Origin of the sequence: Bacillus andreraoultii (genome assembly GCF_001244735.1) — a bacterium.
In the GTDB taxonomy this organism is placed as follows: Bacteria; Bacillota; Bacilli; order Bacillales; family Caldibacillaceae; genus Caldifermentibacillus; species Caldifermentibacillus andreraoultii.
Map to the genome: position 1 here is coordinate 324,346 of NZ_LN868937.1, position 21,466 is coordinate 345,811.

11 protein-coding genes are annotated in these 21,466 nt (G+C 35.8%); 10 read left to right on the top strand and 1 reads right to left on the bottom strand.

Annotation, left to right across the window (positions count from 1 at the left end):
• Positions 1 to 28 precede the first annotated feature (28 nt).
• The gene (galU, locus tag BN2144_RS06960) at positions 29 to 967 is read right to left on the bottom strand and encodes a UTP--glucose-1-phosphate uridylyltransferase GalU (RefSeq protein ID WP_042337712.1); all 939 of its coding nucleotides are present in this window, start codon (positions 965 to 967) and stop codon (positions 29 to 31) included.
• A gap of 933 nt (positions 968 to 1,900) precedes the next feature.
• Between galU and BN2144_RS06965 the strand changes: the two genes are divergently transcribed.
• From BN2144_RS06965 to tagH, 10 genes are all read left to right on the top strand, one after another.
• On the top strand, positions 1,901 to 2,110 hold the full coding sequence (locus BN2144_RS06965) for a hypothetical protein (RefSeq protein WP_033827538.1): 210 nt from the start codon (positions 1,901 to 1,903) through the stop codon (positions 2,108 to 2,110).
• A gap of 537 nt (positions 2,111 to 2,647) precedes the next feature.
• Positions 2,648 to 3,721, top strand: a complete 1,074-nt coding sequence (locus BN2144_RS06970; protein ID WP_033827539.1) for a glycosyltransferase family 4 protein — start codon at positions 2,648 to 2,650, stop codon at positions 3,719 to 3,721.
• An 84-nt stretch (positions 3,722 to 3,805) separates the two neighbouring features.
• Positions 3,806 to 4,531 (top strand): WecB/TagA/CpsF family glycosyltransferase, encoded by a 726-nt coding sequence (locus BN2144_RS06975; protein ID WP_033827540.1) that lies wholly within the window; start codon positions 3,806 to 3,808, stop codon positions 4,529 to 4,531.
• Between the two features lie 489 nt (positions 4,532 to 5,020).
• Positions 5,021 to 7,606: a glucosaminidase domain-containing protein gene (locus tag BN2144_RS06980; protein ID WP_033827541.1), complete on the top strand. Its 2,586-nt coding sequence runs from the start codon at positions 5,021 to 5,023 to the stop codon at positions 7,604 to 7,606.
• Positions 7,607 to 8,359: 753 nt separating this feature from the next.
• Entirely contained in the window at positions 8,360 to 10,654 is a 2,295-nt protein-coding gene (locus tag BN2144_RS06985; RefSeq protein WP_033827542.1) for an N-acetylglucosaminidase, read from the top strand.
• Positions 10,655 to 10,976: 322 nt separating this feature from the next.
• Positions 10,977 to 16,283 (top strand): N-acetylglucosaminidase, encoded by a 5,307-nt coding sequence (locus tag BN2144_RS06990; protein ID WP_050632234.1) that lies wholly within the window; start codon positions 10,977 to 10,979, stop codon positions 16,281 to 16,283.
• Positions 16,284 to 16,480: 197 nt separating this feature from the next.
• Positions 16,481 to 17,890 (top strand): ISLre2 family transposase, encoded by a 1,410-nt coding sequence (locus tag BN2144_RS06995; protein WP_033827543.1) that lies wholly within the window; start codon positions 16,481 to 16,483, stop codon positions 17,888 to 17,890.
• A 251-nt stretch (positions 17,891 to 18,141) separates the two neighbouring features.
• Positions 18,142 to 18,966, top strand: coding sequence for an ABC transporter permease (locus tag BN2144_RS07000; RefSeq protein WP_033827544.1), 825 nt, complete (start codon positions 18,142 to 18,144; stop codon positions 18,964 to 18,966).
• Positions 18,967 to 19,050: 84 nt separating this feature from the next.
• Positions 19,051 to 20,442, top strand: coding sequence for a DUF6270 domain-containing protein (locus BN2144_RS07005; protein WP_050632235.1), 1,392 nt, complete (start codon positions 19,051 to 19,053; stop codon positions 20,440 to 20,442).
• A gap of 128 nt (positions 20,443 to 20,570) precedes the next feature.
• Complete coding sequence (gene tagH, locus BN2144_RS07010) at positions 20,571 to 21,383, top strand: teichoic acids export ABC transporter ATP-binding subunit TagH (protein WP_033827545.1); 813 nt, start codon at positions 20,571 to 20,573, stop codon at positions 21,381 to 21,383.
• The last annotated feature ends 83 nt before the right edge of the window (positions 21,384 to 21,466 follow it).

Here is a 21,466-nt window from a genome sequence, read left to right on the forward strand (position 1 = left end):
TGAGGTACGAGAAGACGTTCCCTCTATCTCATGTCGACTTCAATATTTCAGCCACATCGTCTTGATTCTCAGATAACCCATTAGCAGCACTTGACTCTTCATCGGTCAATAACTCCTTCATAAACCGGATGACTTCATCGTGTAAATCCTCATGCTGTAGGGCAAATTCGATCGTTGTTTTTACGAAGCCGATTTTTTCACCAACATCATAGCGTTTCCCTTCAAATTGGTAAGCGAATACTCGTTGAATTTTGTTTAACTTCTGAATGGCGTCGGTTAACTGTATTTCTCCACCAGCACCAACTTCCTGATTTTCCAAAAATAAAAAGATTTCCGGTGTCAGGATATAACGACCGATAATCGCTAAGTTCGATGGAGCGGTACCTTGTGCTGGTTTTTCAACAAAGTTTTTCACTTGGTACAGTCTGCCATCTTTTGTTAAAGGATCAATAATTCCATATCGATAGGTTTCGTCTTCTGGTACTTCTTGCACACCGATAATAGAAGAAAATGTTTCACTATACTCATCAATCATTTGTTTCAAGCAAGGTTTTTCATGTTGGACGATATCATCCCCAAGTAAAACGGCAAACGGCTCATCACCAATAAAATTACGTGCACACAAAACAGCATGTCCTAATCCTTTAGGTTCTTTTTGACGAATATAATGGATATTGGCCATTTCCGATGAATAGTTGACCTTCTCGAGTAAATCAAGCTTTCCCTTTTCACGAAGATTTTTCTCCAATTCAGGTACTCGGTCGAAATGGTCTTCAATCGCACGTTTTCCTTTACCAGTGACAATGATAATATCTTCAATTCCTGATGCAACAGCTTCCTCGATAATATATTCAATTGTCGGGCGATCAACAATCGGTAACATTTCTTTGGGCATCGCCTTCGTTGCAGGTAAAAATCGTGTTCCAAGACCTGCAGCAGGGATAATGGCTTTTCTAACTTTTCTCATAATGGAAACCTCCTAAAAACTTATGATATAAAGTGGAAAATTATGTATATGAAATCATTTACACCTTTTAGTCATTTTACCATAGATCATCCATAAAAATAAAAAATCCAACAAAATCAGTATGCGGGAATATAGATTAGGTTGCATGGGTAAGAACGTAGTACAGTGGAATGAGCTAGACAATAGAAAGGCTAGCAAGGCAAAGGTTTAAATGAGAGGGATAATTATATACCAAATACGGTTGGACGAATTAGAGAAGAAAATGGATGAAATTAATTACTTAAAACAGCAAATCGTGGACTTAAAAAAGAAATTACAGCTACTAAAGAATAAGAAGAGTTGGTTTGTCAAAATTGTTTAGGTCGAATAATAAATAAATCGGAAGCAATCCTCTCAGGGTCGCTTTATGATCATGGACAAACGAACCAGTATACCTATTTATTTGTAATCTAGTATGGATTTGCTAGAGTTGTAAGTCTAATTTGGACGTAACTACATATGATTGGAAAATAAAAAGAACTTCAACGTGTTGTAGTAATGCGGCAACTCAGTATAGCCGTTCCCCTAGTTGCATCAAGGGAAACTCTGGTCGAAATTCTTATTACGAACATTGGGTTATCTTGCTTTATTTTGGGATATGACGAAATGGGTTTCAAGAAGATGAAAGCAATGAATAGAAGTTGTTACTGAAAAATATTAAGTGTGGAAAATTACGTGATGGAGCTATTTTAGCATGGTCTATACTCTGTTATTGGCTAGAGAACTCAGACGATTGTTCAGATTAAAAATATATGGAGTCTCTCTACTTCAACTTACACGATTTCAATTGGCTAACAATCATACATTTGTCACATTTTCATTAGCACTCTCGGGTTATGGTTTCGCACCAGCAATTTTAGTTGTTATAATTTAAAAAACTAGGGGTGTGAAATAATGAGTAAATTTAAAATCAATCTTCCACTATATGTATTGGCAATCATCTTTTTTATTATTTATCTTAAAATTCTCAATCATATTTTTAATTTACGGATTCCTTTAACCCCCATTGCTGATTTTTTAAGTGTTTTAATTCTTATATTTATTATTATTCCAATTTCATTTATTACAGCACATTTTTTTGTGAAATTTATAAAAAACTCATAATAATGTCTGTAAAACGTCCTGTTAATGGTATTCCACATTGTTACATTAATAACTGTTACAACTTTATTATTAACACCTGTATCTATTAATCTAGATATAAAACTAAAGCCAAATCATGTAAGTTTAACCAGCCCATTACCTTGGTTCCTCGCCAATGACGAAAAATGTCTAACAAGGAAACCCAAATTTAAACATCCCCTCCACTAGACAATATTCCCTATCAATCTATTATTTTCTTTCCTTTTCAAAAGATATATATATACGCAATATTTTAGAAAAATATTTGTAAATGAATGTTAAGATTGAAAAAAACCTTACATAAATATTTGAAAAACGTAACAATAGCGGGGATAATAAGTATTGATTTTTAAAAGTGAATCCATTATGATGAAGTAGATAAAATAGATACTGTTAAAAAATTATAAAAATAGTAAAGAATTAAAGTGGACTTTTATAAGATATGATAATTTTTTTGTAACCGAAACAGTTTAGATGACATTAATATATACGGGAATAAATGAGGAGGACGTAAAGATAATGAAGTTCTTATTGATACCGGTTGTTGTATGCTTCATTGTTACACTCCTAGTCACACCTTTTGTAAAAGAATTCGCATTAAAAATTGGTGCTGTTGATCAGCCAAATGGGAGAAAAGTTCATACAAAAGTGATGCCGCGATTAGGTGGTTTAGCGATATTTGCAAGCTTTATAGTTGGTATTATGTTATTCATTCCAGATAAAACACAAGTATGGCCGATTGTTGCCGGTGGGCTTATCATTGTTATTATTGGCCTTTTAGACGACATTATCCGACTTTCTGCAGGGGTTAAATTTATTGGACAAATCATTGCTAGCTGTATTCCTGTATTTTCAGGGTTAACAATCGACTTTATTACGATTCCTAATGGAAATATGATTCATTTTGGATTTTTTGCGATTCCAATTACAGTTATTTGGATAGTTTCCATTACAAATGCAATTAACTTAATTGATGGACTTGACGGATTAGCTGCAGGGGTGTCGTCCATTGCCATTTTAACTTTAACGCTACTGGCGATATCGTTAAATTATTCATTTACAGTTATTTTGCTTGGATTGATTTTATTAGGAAGTACGTTAGGCTTTCTAGTATTCAATTTTTATCCGGCAAAAATATTTATGGGAGATATTGGGTCGTTATTTTTAGGTTATATGATTGGAGTTATCTCCATCATGGGCTTTACAAAAAGTGCGGCGATTTTCTCAGTTATTATACCGATTATGATCTTAGCCATTCCTATTGTTGATACAACTTCAGCAATTGTACGGCGGATTATTCATAAAACACCGATTACGAATCCAGATAAGTTTCACTTGCATCATTGCTTATTGCGACTCGGATTTTCACATCGACAATCGGTGATCTTAATTTATTTGTTAAGTGCGTTATTCAGTTTATCCGCAATTCTTTTTACACGGGCAACGATTTGGGGTGCGTCCATCCTCATCGGTACGTTGTTATTGATTGTTGAGATTATTATCGAACTTACAGGTATTATTAGCGCAGATTACCGGCCGATATTGAATTTTATATCTGGTAAGCGAAATCCATCAAGTCGGTTTCGGCGATAAAGTAACGGATTATTTGCGTTTTATTAATAAAAAAGGTCACCCATTTCCAATGAGCGGAAATGGGTTTTTCCATAACTTGGAGGAATGAGTTTGGATACAGTGAAAGTGCAAAATATACCATTTCAAAATTATAACTTTGATGAATTTATGGCAGCTTTTGAGGAGCGAATCGACACGGAACAAAAAACATTCGTCGTTACAGCAAACCCTGAATTAGTCATGGCGGCGAATCGTGATCCAAAGTATTTACAAATTTTGCAAGAAGCAGATTACATCACTCCAGATGGGATTGGTGTTGTCATTGCATCGAAACTATTAAAAACACCGTTAAAAGAGCGGGTCGCCGGTTTTGACCTAATGAATGCATTGTTAAAACATGCTCAAGAGAAAGGGTTGAAAGTGTATTTACTAGGGGCAAAAGAAAAAACATTGGAAAAGGCTTATCACAAAATGAAAGAGCAATTACCCGAGTTAAATATTGTTGGCCGCCATCACGGATATTTTGATATTTCTGATGAGCAAATTGCTAATGAAATTGCAAATCTTGATCCTGATTTAGTTTTTGTTGCATTAGGCTTTCCAAAGCAAGAATATTGGATTCATCAACATTTACATCGTTTTCAAAAGGGGTTATTTATGGGGATTGGTGGAAGTTTCGATGTTTGGGCTGGGGAAATGAAACGCGCGCCACAACTTTTGATCAACCTACATATGGAATGGCTCTATCGACTCTTCAAGCAACCGACACGATGGAGACGAATGCTCGTATTACCACAATTTCTACTTAAGGTGATGAAGGAGGGGAAGTAAGGTTAATAGTTAATGGTTATTTCAATAAAATTTTGGTGAGATTTGATTAACAACATAGAGGGAATGTGGAAGGCCATCGTCATTTCCTCTATTTTTACGTCCACTAGCACCGATATTCCCTTTTATCACATCACCAAATCTCTATCTAATCCCCGAATTTCTAGTCCATAACTCCGATACATTCATGAGCTTCTAAGGTATTCAGCTAATATCAATTTTCAATTTTCACACCACCCAAATCCGATACATTCATCCGTTTCCGCGTCACTTTATCCTTCATCTATTCTCAATTTCCTCGTCACTCAACTCAGGCTTATCACTTCTCAACAATTAGTAGCTCCATTCCCCATCGGGGAAGCGTTACCATCAATTAACAGCGACAGCCCCTATATATTTTTGTAGAATAATAATGGAAGAAGTTTTCAAATATAAAACTTCAAGTTTAATAGATTTAAATCCTACTGTATATAAGGGGGAAGTTTCATCATAATGAGAAAGTTTGCAACAGGATTCGTCCTTTCATCGGCCATATTATTCAGTAATACAGTCCCACATTCTTACGCCAGTGCAGAAACGACGCAATATAAAATACAAATTGGTGAGTTTCTTGGACAAATGAGTGCGAAAGATGCCCTACAACGTTTACAAAAGGAAACAGGATGGAATTTGACACTGGAACCAACAACAAAAAAAGCCCCATATTATCGCCTCTACTCCGGCTATATTACTCTTGAAGTAGATGCACAACAAGCTCAAAATGAGTTGAGACAGCTAGGGTATCAAGTGACAGTCGAACCAATTCGTATCGTGAAAACTTCAGAACAAATCATTTCTGGTGTTTATTTAGGAAAAGAAGATGCGAGTACGAATGCAAAAGAATTCACAGCGAAAACAGGAATTCCAGCAGGAGTACAAGAAAATAGCAAAATCGCCTACAAAAAGCGCCTCACTTCAACCGAATATATGAGTGATCAAACTGCCAAACAACTTACTCAAGATATAACAAAGAAAACAGGTTTATCTGCAACGGTTAAAAAAACGGGAAAATCATTAGAAGTAGTGAAAATTGTATCAGGGAGTTTTGCTGGAGAAAGTACAGCGAAAAAAGTGCTACGTTCATTCCAAGAAACAACAGGGATGAAAGCAACAATAAAACCGATAACATATACGCGTGTTTATCAATTGACAATGAATCATGTTAGTGGGAAAAAGAACGTCGAAAACCGGGTAAAGGATTTACAAAAACATTTCAAAGTATCTGCAATGTATGAAAAAACGAAGAACAAAGATGTTTACAATGTGAAAGTTAAAAGCTTGTCGGGGTCAAATTTGACAAAAGTAGAAGCGTACGTCAAGTCAAAAAAGTGGCGATACGCGAAGACGAAAACGGGTCAACTTGCAACGCATTTTTGCATTGAATCGAGCGAACAAACCGATCAAACAAAGATAAATAAAGGGCTAAAATATTTTAAAGACAAAAAATGGAATGCCAACGCAAAAAAAACCGGTAAAAAAATCACTCAATATACAATTCTATCAGAGTCTACGTTTGACCAATATAAATTGAATCAAGCAGGTAGTCTTTTTAAAGGAAAATCAATTGACACAAAAATTGAAACAACGAAAGAAAAAGGAACACCGTATTTTGATATTGTCACAGACCCGATTCAAGACGAAGAAAAGTTACGAATCGCGACAAACTTCTTTAAAACAAAAAAACTAGCTTATTATACGGCAAATGTAAACTCGAATAAACAGACATTCTACCAAATTACTGTAGACAATCTACTTGGTGAAAACAAAGATAAAGTTGAAGCGTATTTTAAGAAGAAACGCTGGGCCTATACAGAGAGTAAGACAGTAAAAACAGAACAGTATTATACAGTTGTTACGAGTGCGTTTGATAGCAAAGAGGTTGCGGAACAGGGCCAACGTGAAGTTGAAGGCCATTATGGTTTTCAATCAGAATTAATCACTGAGAAACTTGGGCAAGACTTGAACACATCGAAGGAAAGCACAAGTGATTCGGGAGGGAAAACGGAGAATTCAACAAAACAAGAATTTCCGTCCACATCGGAACCGCTTAATAATAGTGAACAAGAATCGCCGTCTACCGTGAAAAATCCGAATGCAGGAGAACAAGAAATGTCAAGTGCTCAGACAATGGTTAAGAATAGCATGTATAACATAACATTAACCGATGCACTCAACATGCAAATGGCTGCCACACCACAAACGGATAAATACCGAAACCAACCAGCATATGTGAGTAGTAAATATATTAAGCTCGATGGACAAATGGGAACCGTAACCGCTGATTCTCTACCGATTTATGCTGCTCAAAGTACAACTAGTCATATGTATGGTCAATTAAAAAAAGGCACTCAAGTGAAGATTGTAGAAACTGGCAAGGACTGGTATAAAATTGCTTTAGGTGACTGGCGAAACGCATCTGTATCTGATGTGAAATTTTATTTAGACCCGCAAAATTTTATGAACGATGAAAAGCAAAAGTTTCAATTCCTTGATTTATCAAAGACGTCAGGTATCACAGTTAATCAATTAAACAACGTGTTGCAAGGAATGGGAATTTTGAGCGGTCAAGGACAAGCCTTTATCGATGCTGGAAAATTGTATGGAATGAATGAGTTGTACTTAATTTCCCATGCGTTACTAGAAACTGGAAAAGGTACTTCCCCACTTGCAACTGGGATTAAATACGAAGGAAAAACCGTTTATAATATGTACGGTATCGGTGCATTCGATAATGACCCTGATCATCTTGGCGCGAAAACAGCCTATAGTTATGGCTGGGATTCACCGTACAAAGCAATCGTTGGCGGGGCCCGTTTTATTGCGAATGGCTATATCGATGGGAATAACAAGCAGCAAATGATTCAAAATACGATTTATAAAATGCGCTGGAACCCAGAAGGTATGGCTCGATATGGAAGTGCTACCCACCAATACGCAACCGACATTGGCTGGGCATACAAACAAATTAATACGATTTACGACCTTTACAAGCTAGTAAACATCAAACCTAGTCGTCTCGATATTCCGATTTACAAGTAGAGGAAATTAACTTTTTGTAAGGGGGGGATTGCTCGCTTTAAAGATGAGGTGGTTCGAGGGAAAGGGCAGCCTCAAGGACAAAACGAGCTTGAAAATGGGCGGAAGTGTCCTAGACGAGGGTACTCAAGGACAAAACGAGCGAGAAAATTACTAGAAGTGTCCTAGAAAGCCATCTCAAGGACCAAGTGATCGTGAATGCGGGTGAAAATGTCCTCCAAGACTATTATATATTCAATCAACCCGCCCCGATATGGGATGACTCACAAAAGTTAGGTGAAAATCTAGCTTCGGTGATTATTCAAAGGACGGGCTTCTAGTTAGCTAATAGGAAAGTATAAATCAATTCTACTTTCCTATCCGCATAGGCGTAAGGATGGCACAGCAGCTAAATCCATGCTGAAAAGCTCTTTTTCTATTCGGCGAACTCTAATCACTTGGTTATCTGGAGGCTCTAGCGTCTTGAATTTTCTTTTTTTACTCTGGATACTTGGCGGGCTTTTGTTTTTCCCTGGATGTTTGGTGAAGATGGTATAGGACCTTGGGCCAATTCAAGTAAAAACTAGACTTTCCGTTATCTCTTAAAATATGCTTCAATTAGATAAAATAGTCCTATTTTGACAAAAACTATAGAAAAAATATTGTCATAGAGTGCGAGTATGCTTTATATTAGAGAAAAATACTAGCATCTTTTCTAGTAAAAAAGGTGGGGAGCGGTTAGTCCTGGTAAAAAGGACATAGAACCGGAAGAAGATGATGAAAAAACATAGTCGAATGATGATTCCAATTGTAGCCGTTTTATTTTTAATTTCTACCATTCCGTTCGAAACAACATTGCCTTCTATATTAAGCTCACATATCGTTCAAGCTGCAACAAAAGTATCAGAAAGCAACACGAGCAAACTGGGCAAACTGAAGAGTAGCAAGGTTCGAATTTATAAAAACGTAAAGAAACTGTCATCTTACATGGCAGCGGGCACATCACGAACAGATAAAGTCTATTACATAAAAAAGCAAGCAAAGGTAGGTAGCCAAACGTATTATCTATTAAGTATGCAAGCTAGTGCCACAAAGGGTGTAATTGGCTGGGCTAATGCAAAGGACCTTGCTGTAAACACACACAAAACCGTAGATAATAAGAGTAAGACATTTATTTTAAAAGGCTCAGGGACTGGTTACACTCGTCCATGGGGCGGTTCGAAAAACATCCAATATAAAAGCTTATCAAGTTTTGCAAACCAACAAATGACAGTGAATTTGACTGAAACTGTTGGGAAAACAACTTGGTATCGGGGAAAACTACTAAACGGAACCGTTATTTGGGTTCAATCAAGTCAAGTGAATGCAATTAATAAAAGTAGCACGAGCCGATTAGGTCAGCTCCGTTCAAATGCAATCATCTATAAAACAATCGGGAACCCGAAGACGACCCTAAAGGCAAATAATTATTTAAATAACGTGTACTATATGAAGCAACAAGCAAAAGTAGGCAACCAAGTCTATTATTTAATTAGTTCACAACCGAGTGCATCTAAAGGGACAATCGGGTGGGTAAAAGCTGAACAAATCAGTTCACAGGCTCACAAAACGGTTGATAATAAAAAGAAAACACTTTATGTAACGGGTACTGGGAGTGCATACACAAAACCATGGGGCGGCTCGAAGGATATTACTTACAAAAGCTTAACTGCTTATAAAGGGAAGGCTTTCAGTATCAATTTAACCGAAACAGTTGGAAAAACAACATGGTATCGTGGCACGTTACAAGGAAAAACGGTATGGATTGAACAAGCACAACTTAGTAGCAAAAATCCACAAGGAAGTTCAAACACATCAGGAGGCCAAAACACATCGAGCGGGAAAGGAACACCAAGCACGCCAAGTACACCAGGAAACACAAGTTCATCAAGTGGTCAAAATACTGCAAACATAACATACACAAATTACAATCTTACGTTTACAAATGCACTAAATATCCAAATGAAAGCCGCACCGCAAACGGATAAATACCGCAACGCACCAGCGTATATTCATGCAGATTATGTCAAAACAAATACGAATAAAGAATCAAAAATTAATACGAATGGAACAAATTTGCGGACGACACCGAAATTAGATGCGAAGGCGAATATAAAGTATACCGTTGATAAAGATACCGTCGTAACAATAATAAAAGAAGTACAAGGGGATAAAGCATATAACACAACGAAATGGTACCAAATTCAATATAATAACGAAACACTCTATGTGAATAGTGCGTTAGTAACAACATCAAGTTCTTCAGTCACAGCTGCAAAAGTAAATGTTCGCTCACAACCAAACCAAACGAGTCATATTTTTGCAACCTTGCCAGCAAGAACGGAATTACGAATTGTTAAGAAATCAGGCGACTGGTATCAAATCAATTTCACGACATTCCGAAATGCAGAGAAGGCAGATGTAGAATACTATTTAAATCCGAAAAACTTTCAAAATGACGAAAAACAAAAATTTCAGTTCCTTGACTTAAGTAAACCAAGTGGTGCAACAGCAGCCCAACTAAATAATTATTTAAAAGGGAAAGGAATTCTCGAAGGAAAAGGCGCGAAATTTATTGAAGCAGCCAAAGAAAACGGCATAAACGACTTATACTTACTTGCCCATTCTTTGCTAGAAACGAATAACGGGACATCAGAGCTAGCAAGAGGTGTCTACTATAAAGGAAGATTAGTATATAACGTTTTTGGTATTGGTGCATTTGACGGTGATGCGATTAATAAGGGAGCAAAACGCGCTTACGAGGAAGGCTGGTTTACCGTAGACGATGCTATTACAAAAGGAGCCACATTCATCGGGAATGAATATATTAAAGGGAAAAACAGTTACGGAATTAAACAAAACACCATTTATAAAATGCGCTGGAACCCCGATCGCGCGGCGAAAAACGGTGACGCCAAACACCAATACGCAACCGACATCGGCTGGGCTTATAAACAAGTGAACACACTATACAATTTATACAAACAACTCAACCTCGAACCGCAACATCTAGACGTGCCGGTTTATAAGTGATACAGCAACGTGACATCTTGGAATATTCTTAAACCTTCTAAAATAACCTGTCCGATGAGGGCGGGTTTTTTGATTATCAGGTTCGAAATTAATAGGAAATTAGCACTGAATATTCGTTAACTATTTTACAATATCAGTATTTTGATGTAATTCCAACAAAATACTATAGTAATCATCTATTATTTATATTAGAATGATAATTATGGAGAATACGACTGATTTTGACAAAAAAACACATTCTCCGCATAGGCCCTTTTCACTAGAAATGCCTAAATAAGGGGTGCTGTTCTGTAGTATTTATTAATTAACAAGGAGGTTGAGAATGTTAAAAAAACTATTCCTAACGGTGTCTGCAATTCTATTATTGTTACCAACATATTCTTTTAATGTTGCGGCCGCTAGTACATCAGGAGAAATAGATACTAATAGTGACCAAACTGAAAATAATACTGTAATAGAAGAAACAAATACTGTTGAGGAAAATGAGGTAAAGGCTAATCTATCTGAACAAGATATTAGCAATTTAAATGAGGAAAATGACCTCAAGAATTCAAGTGCTTCTGAAAGTGTTCCTCCAGCTGAAATGCAAACTGAGAGCAAAGAGGAAAAACTGCCAAAAACTACTTCTATTCAAGAGACCGCTACAAATAGACTTGGGAAATTAAAGGATTCAAATGTTAAGATTTATAAAAACTTAACAAACATAAATTCCTATAGTACAGTTGGTCAGAGTTATGCAGATCATGTTTATTATGTCCACAAACAATCGGTGGTAAATGGTAAAACATACTATCAAATTAGTAGAAGTGTTAATAGCGGACAAAATATTATCGGTTGGGTAAATGCTTCTGATATAACAACCCATTCATATAAAACAATAAGTACCGAAAAACAAACCCTGTATTTAAAAGGGACTGGTTGGGCATACACTGAACCATGGGGTGGTAATGTTGATGCAATCTTCAAAGGCCTGAAAAAGTATACGGGTAACCCATTCCAAGTCGACTTAACAATGGATATCGGTAACAATATTTGGTATCGAGGAACAATCGATGGGAAAGCGGTCTATATACACAAGAATAATATTGTGTTAAAAAACGAGACTTCAACCAATCGATTAGGTAAGTTGAAGAACTCCAGTGTAAGAATTTATCAGGACTTAGCGAATATGAAGTATAGTACTGCAGGATCAAGTTATGCAGACTATGTTTACTATATTAATAGACAAGCAGTTATAGGAGCAACAATCTATTATCAAATCAGTCGAAAACCCGATAGTGGGATTGTTGGATGGGTAAAATCATCTGACTTAACAACCCATCCATATAAAACAGTAAGTACTACAAAACAGACGTTATACTTAAAAGGAACAGGTTGGGCGTACACTGAACCGTGGGGTGGCAATGTCGATGCTATATTTAAAGGTCTGAAAAAGTACACGGGTAGCCCATTCCAAATCGATTTAACAATGGATATTGGAAATAATACATGGTACCGCGGAGTCATTGACGGAAAAACAGTTTACATCCATAAAAATAATGTTGTTTCCATAACTGAAAGCCAAACGAGTAGACTAGGCAAGATGAAGGGCTCCCAGGTACGTATTTATAAAGACCTTGTTGCTATGAAGTATAGTACTGCGGGATCAAGTTATGCGGATCACGTCTACTATATAAACAAACAAGCAGTTGTAAATGGGACAACCTATTACCAACTTAACCGAAAACCAAATAGTGAGGTCGTTGGTTGGATAAAATCATCTGACTTAACAACCCATGCATATAAAACAATAAGTACTACAAAACAGACGTTATACTTAAAAGGAACAGGTTGGGCGTACACTGAACCGTGGGGTGGCAATGTCGATGCTATATTTAAAGGCCTGAAAAAGTACATGGGTAACCCATTCCAAGTCGATTTAACAATGGATATTGGAAATAATACATGGTATCGTGGAGTCATTGACGGAAAAACAGTTTACATCCATAAAAATAATGTTGTTTCCATAACTGAAAGCCAAACGAGTAGACTAGGCAAGATGAAGGGCTCCCAGGTACGTATTTATAAAGACCTTGTTGCTATGAAGTATAGTACTGCGGGATCAAGTTATGCGGATCACGTCTACTATATAAACAAACAAGCAGTTGTAAATGGGACAACCTATTACCAACTTAACCGAAAACCAAATAGTGAGGTCGTTGGTTGGATAAAATCATCTGACTTAACAACCCATGCATATAAAACAATAAGTACTACAAAACAGACGTTATACTTAAAAGGAACAGGTTGGGCGTACACTGAACCGTGGGGTGGCAATGTCGATGCTATATTTAAAGGCCTGAAAAAGTACATGGGTAACCCATTCCAAGTCGATTTAACAATGGATATTGGAAATAATACATGGTATCGTGGAGTCATTGACGGAAAAACAGTTTACATCCATAAAAATAATGTTGTTTCCATAACTGAAAGCCAAACGAGTAGACTAGGCAAGATGAAGGGCTCCCAGGTACGTATTTATAAAGACCTTGTTGCTATGAAGTATAGTACTGCGGGATCAAGTTATGCGGATCACGTCTACTATATAAACAAACAAGCAGTTGTAAATGGGACAACCTATTACCAACTTAACCGAAAACCAAATAGTGAGGTCGTTGGTTGGATAAAATCATCTGACTTAACAACCCATGCATATAAAACAATAAGTACTACAAAACAGACGTTATACTTAAAAGGAACAGGTTGGGCGTACACTGAACCGTGGGGTGGCAATGTCGATGCTATATTTAAAGGCCTGAAAAAGTACATGGGTAACCCATTCCAAGTCGATTTAACAATGGATATTGGAAATAATACATGGTATCGTGGAGTCATTGACGGAAAAACAGTTTACATCCATAAAAATAATGTTGTTTCCATAACTGAAAGCCAAACGAGTAGACTAGGCAAGATGAAGGGCTCCCAGGTACGTATTTATAAAGACCTTGTTGCTATGAAGTATAGTACTGCGGGATCAAGTTATGCGGATCACGTCTACTATATAAACAAACAAGCAGTTGTAAATGGGACAACCTATTACCAACTTAACCGAAAACCAAATAGTGAGGTCGTTGGTTGGATAAAATCATCTGACTTAACAACCCATGCATATAAAACAATAAGTACTACAAAACAGACGTTATACTTAAAAGGAACAGGTTGGGCGTACACTGAACCGTGGGGTGGCAATGTCGATGCTATATTTAAAGGCCTGAAAAAGTACATGGGTAACCCATTCCAAGTCGATTTAACAATGGATATTGGAAATAATACATGGTATCGTGGAGTCATTGACGGAAAAACAGTTTACATCCATAAAAATAATGTTGTTTCCATAACTGAAAGCCAAACGAGTAGACTAGGCAAGATGAAGGGCTCCCAGGTACGTATTTATAAAGACCTTGTTGCTATGAAGTATAGTACTGCGGGATCAAGTTATGCGGATCACGTCTACTATATAAACAAACAAGCAGTTGTAAATGGGACAACCTATTACCAACTTAACCGAAAACCAAATAGTGAGGTCGTTGGTTGGATAAAATCATCTGACTTAACAACCCATGCATATAAAACAATAAGTACTACAAAACAGACGTTATACTTAAAAGGAACAGGTTGGGCGTACACTGAACCGTGGGGTGGCAATGTCGATGCTATATTTAAAGGCCTGAAAAAGTACATGGGTAACCCATTCCAAGTCGATTTAACAATGGATATTGGAAATAATACATGGTATCGTGGAGTCATTGACGGAAAAACAGTTTACATCCATAAAAATAATGTTGTTTCCATAACTGAAAGCCAAACGAGTAGACTAGGCAAGATGAAGGGCTCCCAGGTACGTATTTATAAAGACCTTGTTGCTATGAAGTATAGTACTGCGGGATCAAGTTATGCGGATCACGTCTACTATATAAACAAACAAGCAGTTGTAAATGGGACAACCTATTACCAACTTAACCGAAAACCAAATAGTGAGGTCGTTGGTTGGATAAAATCATCTGACTTAACAACCCATGCATATAAAACAATAAGTACTACAAAACAGACGTTATACTTAAAAGGAACAGGTTGGGCGTACACTGAACCGTGGGGTGGCAATGTCGATGCTATATTTAAAGGCCTGAAAAAGTACATGGGTAACCCATTCCAAGTCGATTTAACAATGGATATTGGAAATAATACATGGTATCGTGGAGTCATTGACGGAAAAACAGTTTACATCCATAAAAATAATGTTGTTTCCATAACTGAAAGCCAAACGAGTAGACTAGGTAAGATGAAGGGTTCCCAGGTACGCATCTATAAAGATCTTGTTGCTATGAAATATGGTACTGCGGGGTCAAGCTATGCGGACCATGTCTACTATATAAGTAAACAAGCAGTTGTAAATGGGACAACCTACTATCAACTTAGCCGAAAACCAAATAGTGGTGTCGTTGGATGGGTAAAATCATCTGACTTAACAACCCATGCATATAAAACAATAAGTACTACAAAACAAACTTTATATTTAAAAGGAACTGGCTGGGCGTACACTGAACCGTGGGGTGGCAATGTCGATGCTATATTCAAGAGTTTATCAAAATACAAAGGTCAAGCCATTGAAATTGGCTTAACAATGGATGTAGGCAACAACACATGGTATCGCGGTGTAATTGCTGGAAAAACAATTTATATCCATAAAAATAACGTAACTGAAAAAGTGACCAGTGTTTTATATTCAAAATACAATATCACTTTATCTCAAGCGTTAAATATGCAGATGAATATCAAATCAACTCCACCTCAGACAGATCAAAAGTATGCTTATGTTTCTAAGGAATATGTAGAGAATGGTAAAATTACCGCTAACGCTCTTAATGTAAGAAAAGGACCGGGAACAAGTTTTGCCAAAGTAGGAACGTTATACAGTGGAAACCAAGTGCAAATAGTGAAAGATCTTGGTGAATGGGTTGCTATCGTATTCCCACATAATATTTGGGTAAATGCCATCGAAAGTGATGTTCTCTACTATTTGAACCCAAACAACTTCGTAAACGATTCAAGACAAGTGTTTCAGTTTCTTGATTTATCAAAACCAAGTGGAGCATCGGCGAGTCAACTTAATGCATACCTTAAAGGAAAAGGTGACTTAGACAACCTCGGAAAAGCTTTTATTGATGCAGCGAATAAATATGGCGTTAATGATATTTACCTTTTATCTCATGCTCTATTAGAAACAGGAAATGGGAAATATGCAAAGTTTGAATATAACAACAAGACTGTTTACAATATGTTTGGTATAGGTGCAGTAGATAGTAATGCATATGAGGGTGCTGCAGAAAGAGCATACCGTGAAGGATGGACAACGCCTGAAAAAGCTATTATTGGTGGAGCGGCATTTATTGGTAATAACTATGTCAAAGCTGGTCAAAATACATTATATAAAATGCGTTGGAATCCATCTGCTATGGATACTTATAAGTATGCAACACACCAATACGCTACTGACATAGCTTGGGCTTATAAACAAATTAATACAATGTACAGATTGTACCAAGATATTGGTGTGTATTATCTTAATTTAGAAATTCCTGTCTATAAATAATATTTTATGAAGATCCACAGAAGTAATCATTATCTGTGGGTCTTTTTTGAGTTATATAATTACAATAGATATGTGTAAAATATTACTCGGGGGTTAAAATACCACGTTTTGGAAAATATTAACTGGCAAAAAAAGAGAAGGCACTCTAATATAAATGTAAGCTACCAGGCTTAATACATTTAGAAAGAGGCCTTCTCATGGATAAAATTATATCAAGAATTTATGGATTAATAAAGGAAACAAATAATTTAATTGAATTCGAGGAACAACTTCAAATCTTGATGTATGAAACATTCGCATCATTAGTTGGGGATGTTTTTACTAATATTAATCAAGTAATCAAAGAAAATAAGCAAACGGAAAATTGGACAGTTGAAAGAAACGATGAGAAGACAATCCAATTTATTTTCGGATCTGTTCGCTTTAAGAGGACGCTTATGCATGATGTTAATGGAAATCCACACTATCCCTTAGATGAGTGGCTAGGGTTCATAAAACATCAAAGGTATAGCCCTCTGGTGGAAGTAAAGGTAGCTGAATTAGCAAGTGAAAATACATACCGTGAATCTGCACGTATTTTAAAAGAATGGTCGGCTGTAAATGTTAGCCATACAACAGTCGGTAATATTGTGAAAAAGGTTGGAGAGGCCCAAGCAAAGGCTGACCAAGAAATGGTGGATGAACTTGAAGAATCGGCATCGTTGCCAGAAGGAAAGAAAGTTGATTTTTTATATGCAGAAGCTGATGGTGTATTTGTTCGGGGGACAGAAAGAAAAAAACAGATGGAAGTTTGCCACGGGATTATTTATGAGGGATGGAATAAAAATGGCAAGCGCGTCTCTTTGAGAAACCAAAAGGTAATTATGACAACCCAGCCAACAAACACGTTTTGGAAGGAATTTCAGGCCTTTTCTGCCAATGAATATTCGATAGAAAATACACATGTAATTACGAATAGTGACGAGGGCAGAGGATATACAGCTGAGAAGTTCCAAGAGGCTTTTTCACAGTCGAAACACCAAGTATTAAATCAATTAGACTCGTATCACATAGGTGAAGCCTTAAACCGAGCTTTAGGCTGGAAAAAGAATAAATTCAAGGGGTCTATTCAACAAGCTTTATCAGACCATGATAAAAAGGCCTTTTCATTATATTTGGATACATTTGAAAGTATGCTAACCGACGAAAAAGAGATAAAAAAAGTAAATGATTTTCGAGGTTATATTTTGAATAATTGGGATCGGATTTTTGATTGGCGAGATAAAGTGAAAAGTCATCCAAAAGATGCGCGTGGGTTAGGTGGAATGGAGTCGAATCAACGCCGTATTTCTTTCAGGATGAAGAAAAGAGGTATGCATTGGAGTAAAGAAGGTGCGGAGGCCATGGTAAAAGTAAAACAAGGGATAATCAACGGAACTTTGCGAGACGTATATTTAAAGGCACAAGGACGAAGTGAAAGAAAGCATCGTGAAGTGAAAAGAACCATTCGTATGTCTCAAGTATTACGCCAGCCTACACAACCTTCTATCGGTGTAAAAAACGGTAGTATAAGCTTGTACGTCGCCCACTCAACAGCGACAGGGAAATTATTAAAATGTTTTCGGTAATAGAAGTACCCTAGAATAATTTGTTTGGTTCTTGTTTTTTAGAACCGAACAAATTATTCTAGGCCAGCAAGCGTTAGCGCGGTAGCTGAAATAGCTGTACAAAAATAGAGTGCCTGAAGTATTGGTGTAAAAACAAGACCGAGAAACTCTTGACACATACTTACAATAGTGGAATGTTGTTTTTTATGTATATTATTAGTATAATTTTAAAAGTATGATTGGAAGTGAAAATAGACTTGAAGGGATTAACTATGAAATCAGCTACTGTTGTGTTAAAAGAGCAAATAAATCGATTTTATATGATTATGAGACTTTCGTGGTATGAATTGCAAAGTAGAAATAAAAGTAATTACTTAGGGGTTGCATGGGAATTTATTAATCCTTTTATCCAAATTTTAATTTATTGGTTTGTTTTTGGAAGTATAAGTAGAAGAGCGAATATAGAAGTAATGCCAAATAAAGATGTCCCTTTTATTGCTTGGTTATTAGGTGGTTTTATTATATGGAACTTTTTCTATCAGGCCACTATACAAGGATCTAAGTCAATCTATACAAGACTAGGTATGTTATCAAAAATGAACTTTCCGATGAGCATTATACCTACATATGTCATATTTTCTCAATTTTACGTGCATCTAGTTATGTTATTAGTATCGATTATTCTACTACAATTTATGGGTTACTATATAAACATATATTATTTACAATTATTCTATTTCATTGTTGCTACATTTGTCTTTTTATTTTCAATATCTCTGATAACTTCAACACTCTCGACAATAATTAGGGATGTTCATATGTTTTTGAATGCTATTTTAAGAATGTTCCTTTATCTTACGCCAGTTTTATGGCCAATTTCTTCAGTTATAAGTGATAGTAAAATTGTTACCCTTATAAAGTTAAATCCTTTATATTACCTAATAGAAGGCTATCGTTCGGCATTCTTTGGAACTGGATGGTATTTTATTGAACATTGGTTATATACTATATACTTTTGGTCTCTGATTATACTGTTATTCTTTATTGGGTCTGCATTACACGTGAAATTTAGAAAGAATCTAGTTGACTTCTTATAATTAATGATGGATAAAAGAGAAACTAGTTTACATCCTTCTTTAGGTTGAAAATGAGATAAGGCAAACTGAAGATGGGAGATGACAATGAGTAAAGTAAAGATTGCGGTTATAGGAAGTTGTGTTAGTCGAGATGGGTTTAATTCGAAGTTTATTAAGAACTATAAGGAATTTTATCATTGTGTTTTGACACAAAACCATATGTCAATGATCTCGCTAATGGGAGACCCCATTCCTTTTACACCAATTGAATTAGAAGGAGACATTGATCATTTTAATAAGCAAATACTCCTCACTGAATTAACAAAAGGTGTATGGGACTCTCTACGGATTCAGAATCCAGACTATTTAATTTTAGACTTTTATGCTGATGTGTATTTTGGTGTTGTAAAAATAGGAAATAGCTTTGTGACGGACAAAACACATATTTTTAAAAGAACGCCATTCTTTTCCCAATTTGAAGTAGCAAACGCAGTAAAGATTGACAAGAATTATAATGAATTTATGAGATTATGGAAACAGTCCGTTGATCAATTTATGGATAACATGAGGAAGGACTTTCCGAAGATAAAAATTATAGTTAATAAAGTGCACTTTACGGACTATTATATGACAAAGGATGGTAAAGAAAAGAAGAAAATTAGTGAGTCTGGTAAATACAAGAGCGTTGATGTGAATCAAATTAATCATTGGCTTGATGATTTTTATAAGTACTTTGAAGATCACTATGAGGATGTCGCATTTATCAATTACGATACTGAATATCTATCAGATGAGAATCATATATGGGAATATTTTTATGTACACTACACACACAATTTTTATGAAGACTTTACAACAAAGTTACTTAGTATCATTCTTCATGATCTTTATACGAAGAGGGATATAGAATATACGAGTAGTATAGAAACAACCGGAAATTTAATAAAAAATCCATCATTTAATTTAGGTAAATCTTTCTGGAGTTACTGGCAGGATAATTTTGTTATCCAGAATCCAGAGGAGGACGAGCCTACATCGAATATAGTTAAAATTAGTAATAAAGGATTAACGAAAAAAGCCCATAGACAGATTTGGTCAAATCCAATAGAAATAAATACAGATGGTGAGCAGGAGTATACAATATCATTTGATATAAAAGTGGAGGATGTTATGGAAGTCGATGCAGACCGGTTTGTATTCTCGTTGCGAACATATAACCAAATTGATAAAGTATTACAGAAGGATGCCGTTTGGCGTGAAAATATATTGCTGGATGATATAACAGGGATAACAAATAGGCAATGGATACGTTATACGCGTGTTGTTAAGCCAAGCAAAGGGAAGTTTCTAAAAGTTGGTCCCTACTTGATGCAAAACGGTCAAGTCTATTGGCGAAATATTACAATTGAACTTGGTGATACAACAATTCAAAATGATGATTGGAAAAATAATCTGCTATTGAGAATGAAAAACTTGATTTTGCCTAAAAATGAATAAAATAAATAAGTGCAAAGTATCAAAAAGCTTGCACTTCTTTTTGTAATTGTAATAAATCATACCAGTTCACAATAATATTTATCCTTTGCTATAGTTAAAAAGGGAAATTAAAAAACGGAGCGTTATCTATGGAATATTCAATCGTATTAAAAAATGTTACAAAGAAGTATAAGATGTATAAAAGTAATAAGGAAAAAATGCTTGATTTAATCCTTCCACAAGGATATGGTGAAGACTTCTATGCTGTTCAAAATATAAGTTTTACAGCTAGTCCAGGGGATGTTGTTGGTATCGTAGGAATAAACGGTGCAGGTAAATCAACATTATCAAATCTCATAACAGGTATAACATCTCCTACTTATGGAGAAATTCAAATAAATGGTCAAGCTTCGTTAATTGCAATAAATTCGGGATTGAATAATAATCTAACGGGGCTTGAAAACATTGAACTAAAGTGCCTAATGCTAGGATTTGATAAAAAGCAAATTCGAGAATTAACACCAAAAATCATTGATTTTGCTGATATTGGAAACTTTATCGACCAACCTGTAAAAAAATATTCTAGTGGTATGAAATCAAGACTTGGTTTTGCAATTTCGGTTAATATCGATCCAGATATTTTAGTCATTGATGAAGCTTTATCTGTTGGTGACCAAACCTTTGCGAATAAATGTTTAGCAAAGATGGATGAGTTTAAACATACAGGTAAAACAATCTTTTTCATTAGTCATTCCAATAGACAAGTGAAGCAATTTTGTAATAAGGCAATATGGTTAGAAGCAGGCGAAATAAGAGAGTACGATGCAGTGAATACAGTATTAAATAATTACCAAAAATTCTTGGAAGATTTTAAAGCAATGTCTGCAGAAGAACAGAAAAAATATAAAGAAATGATTTTAGAAAAACGTAGTAAGGGTACGGGTGCCTTACAAAAGAGGTAACGAACTTAACTGACTCAGGTTAAAGGCAATATAAATATTATCTTAAATATTCGACAAAATATGCTATAATAATGCAGTTATAT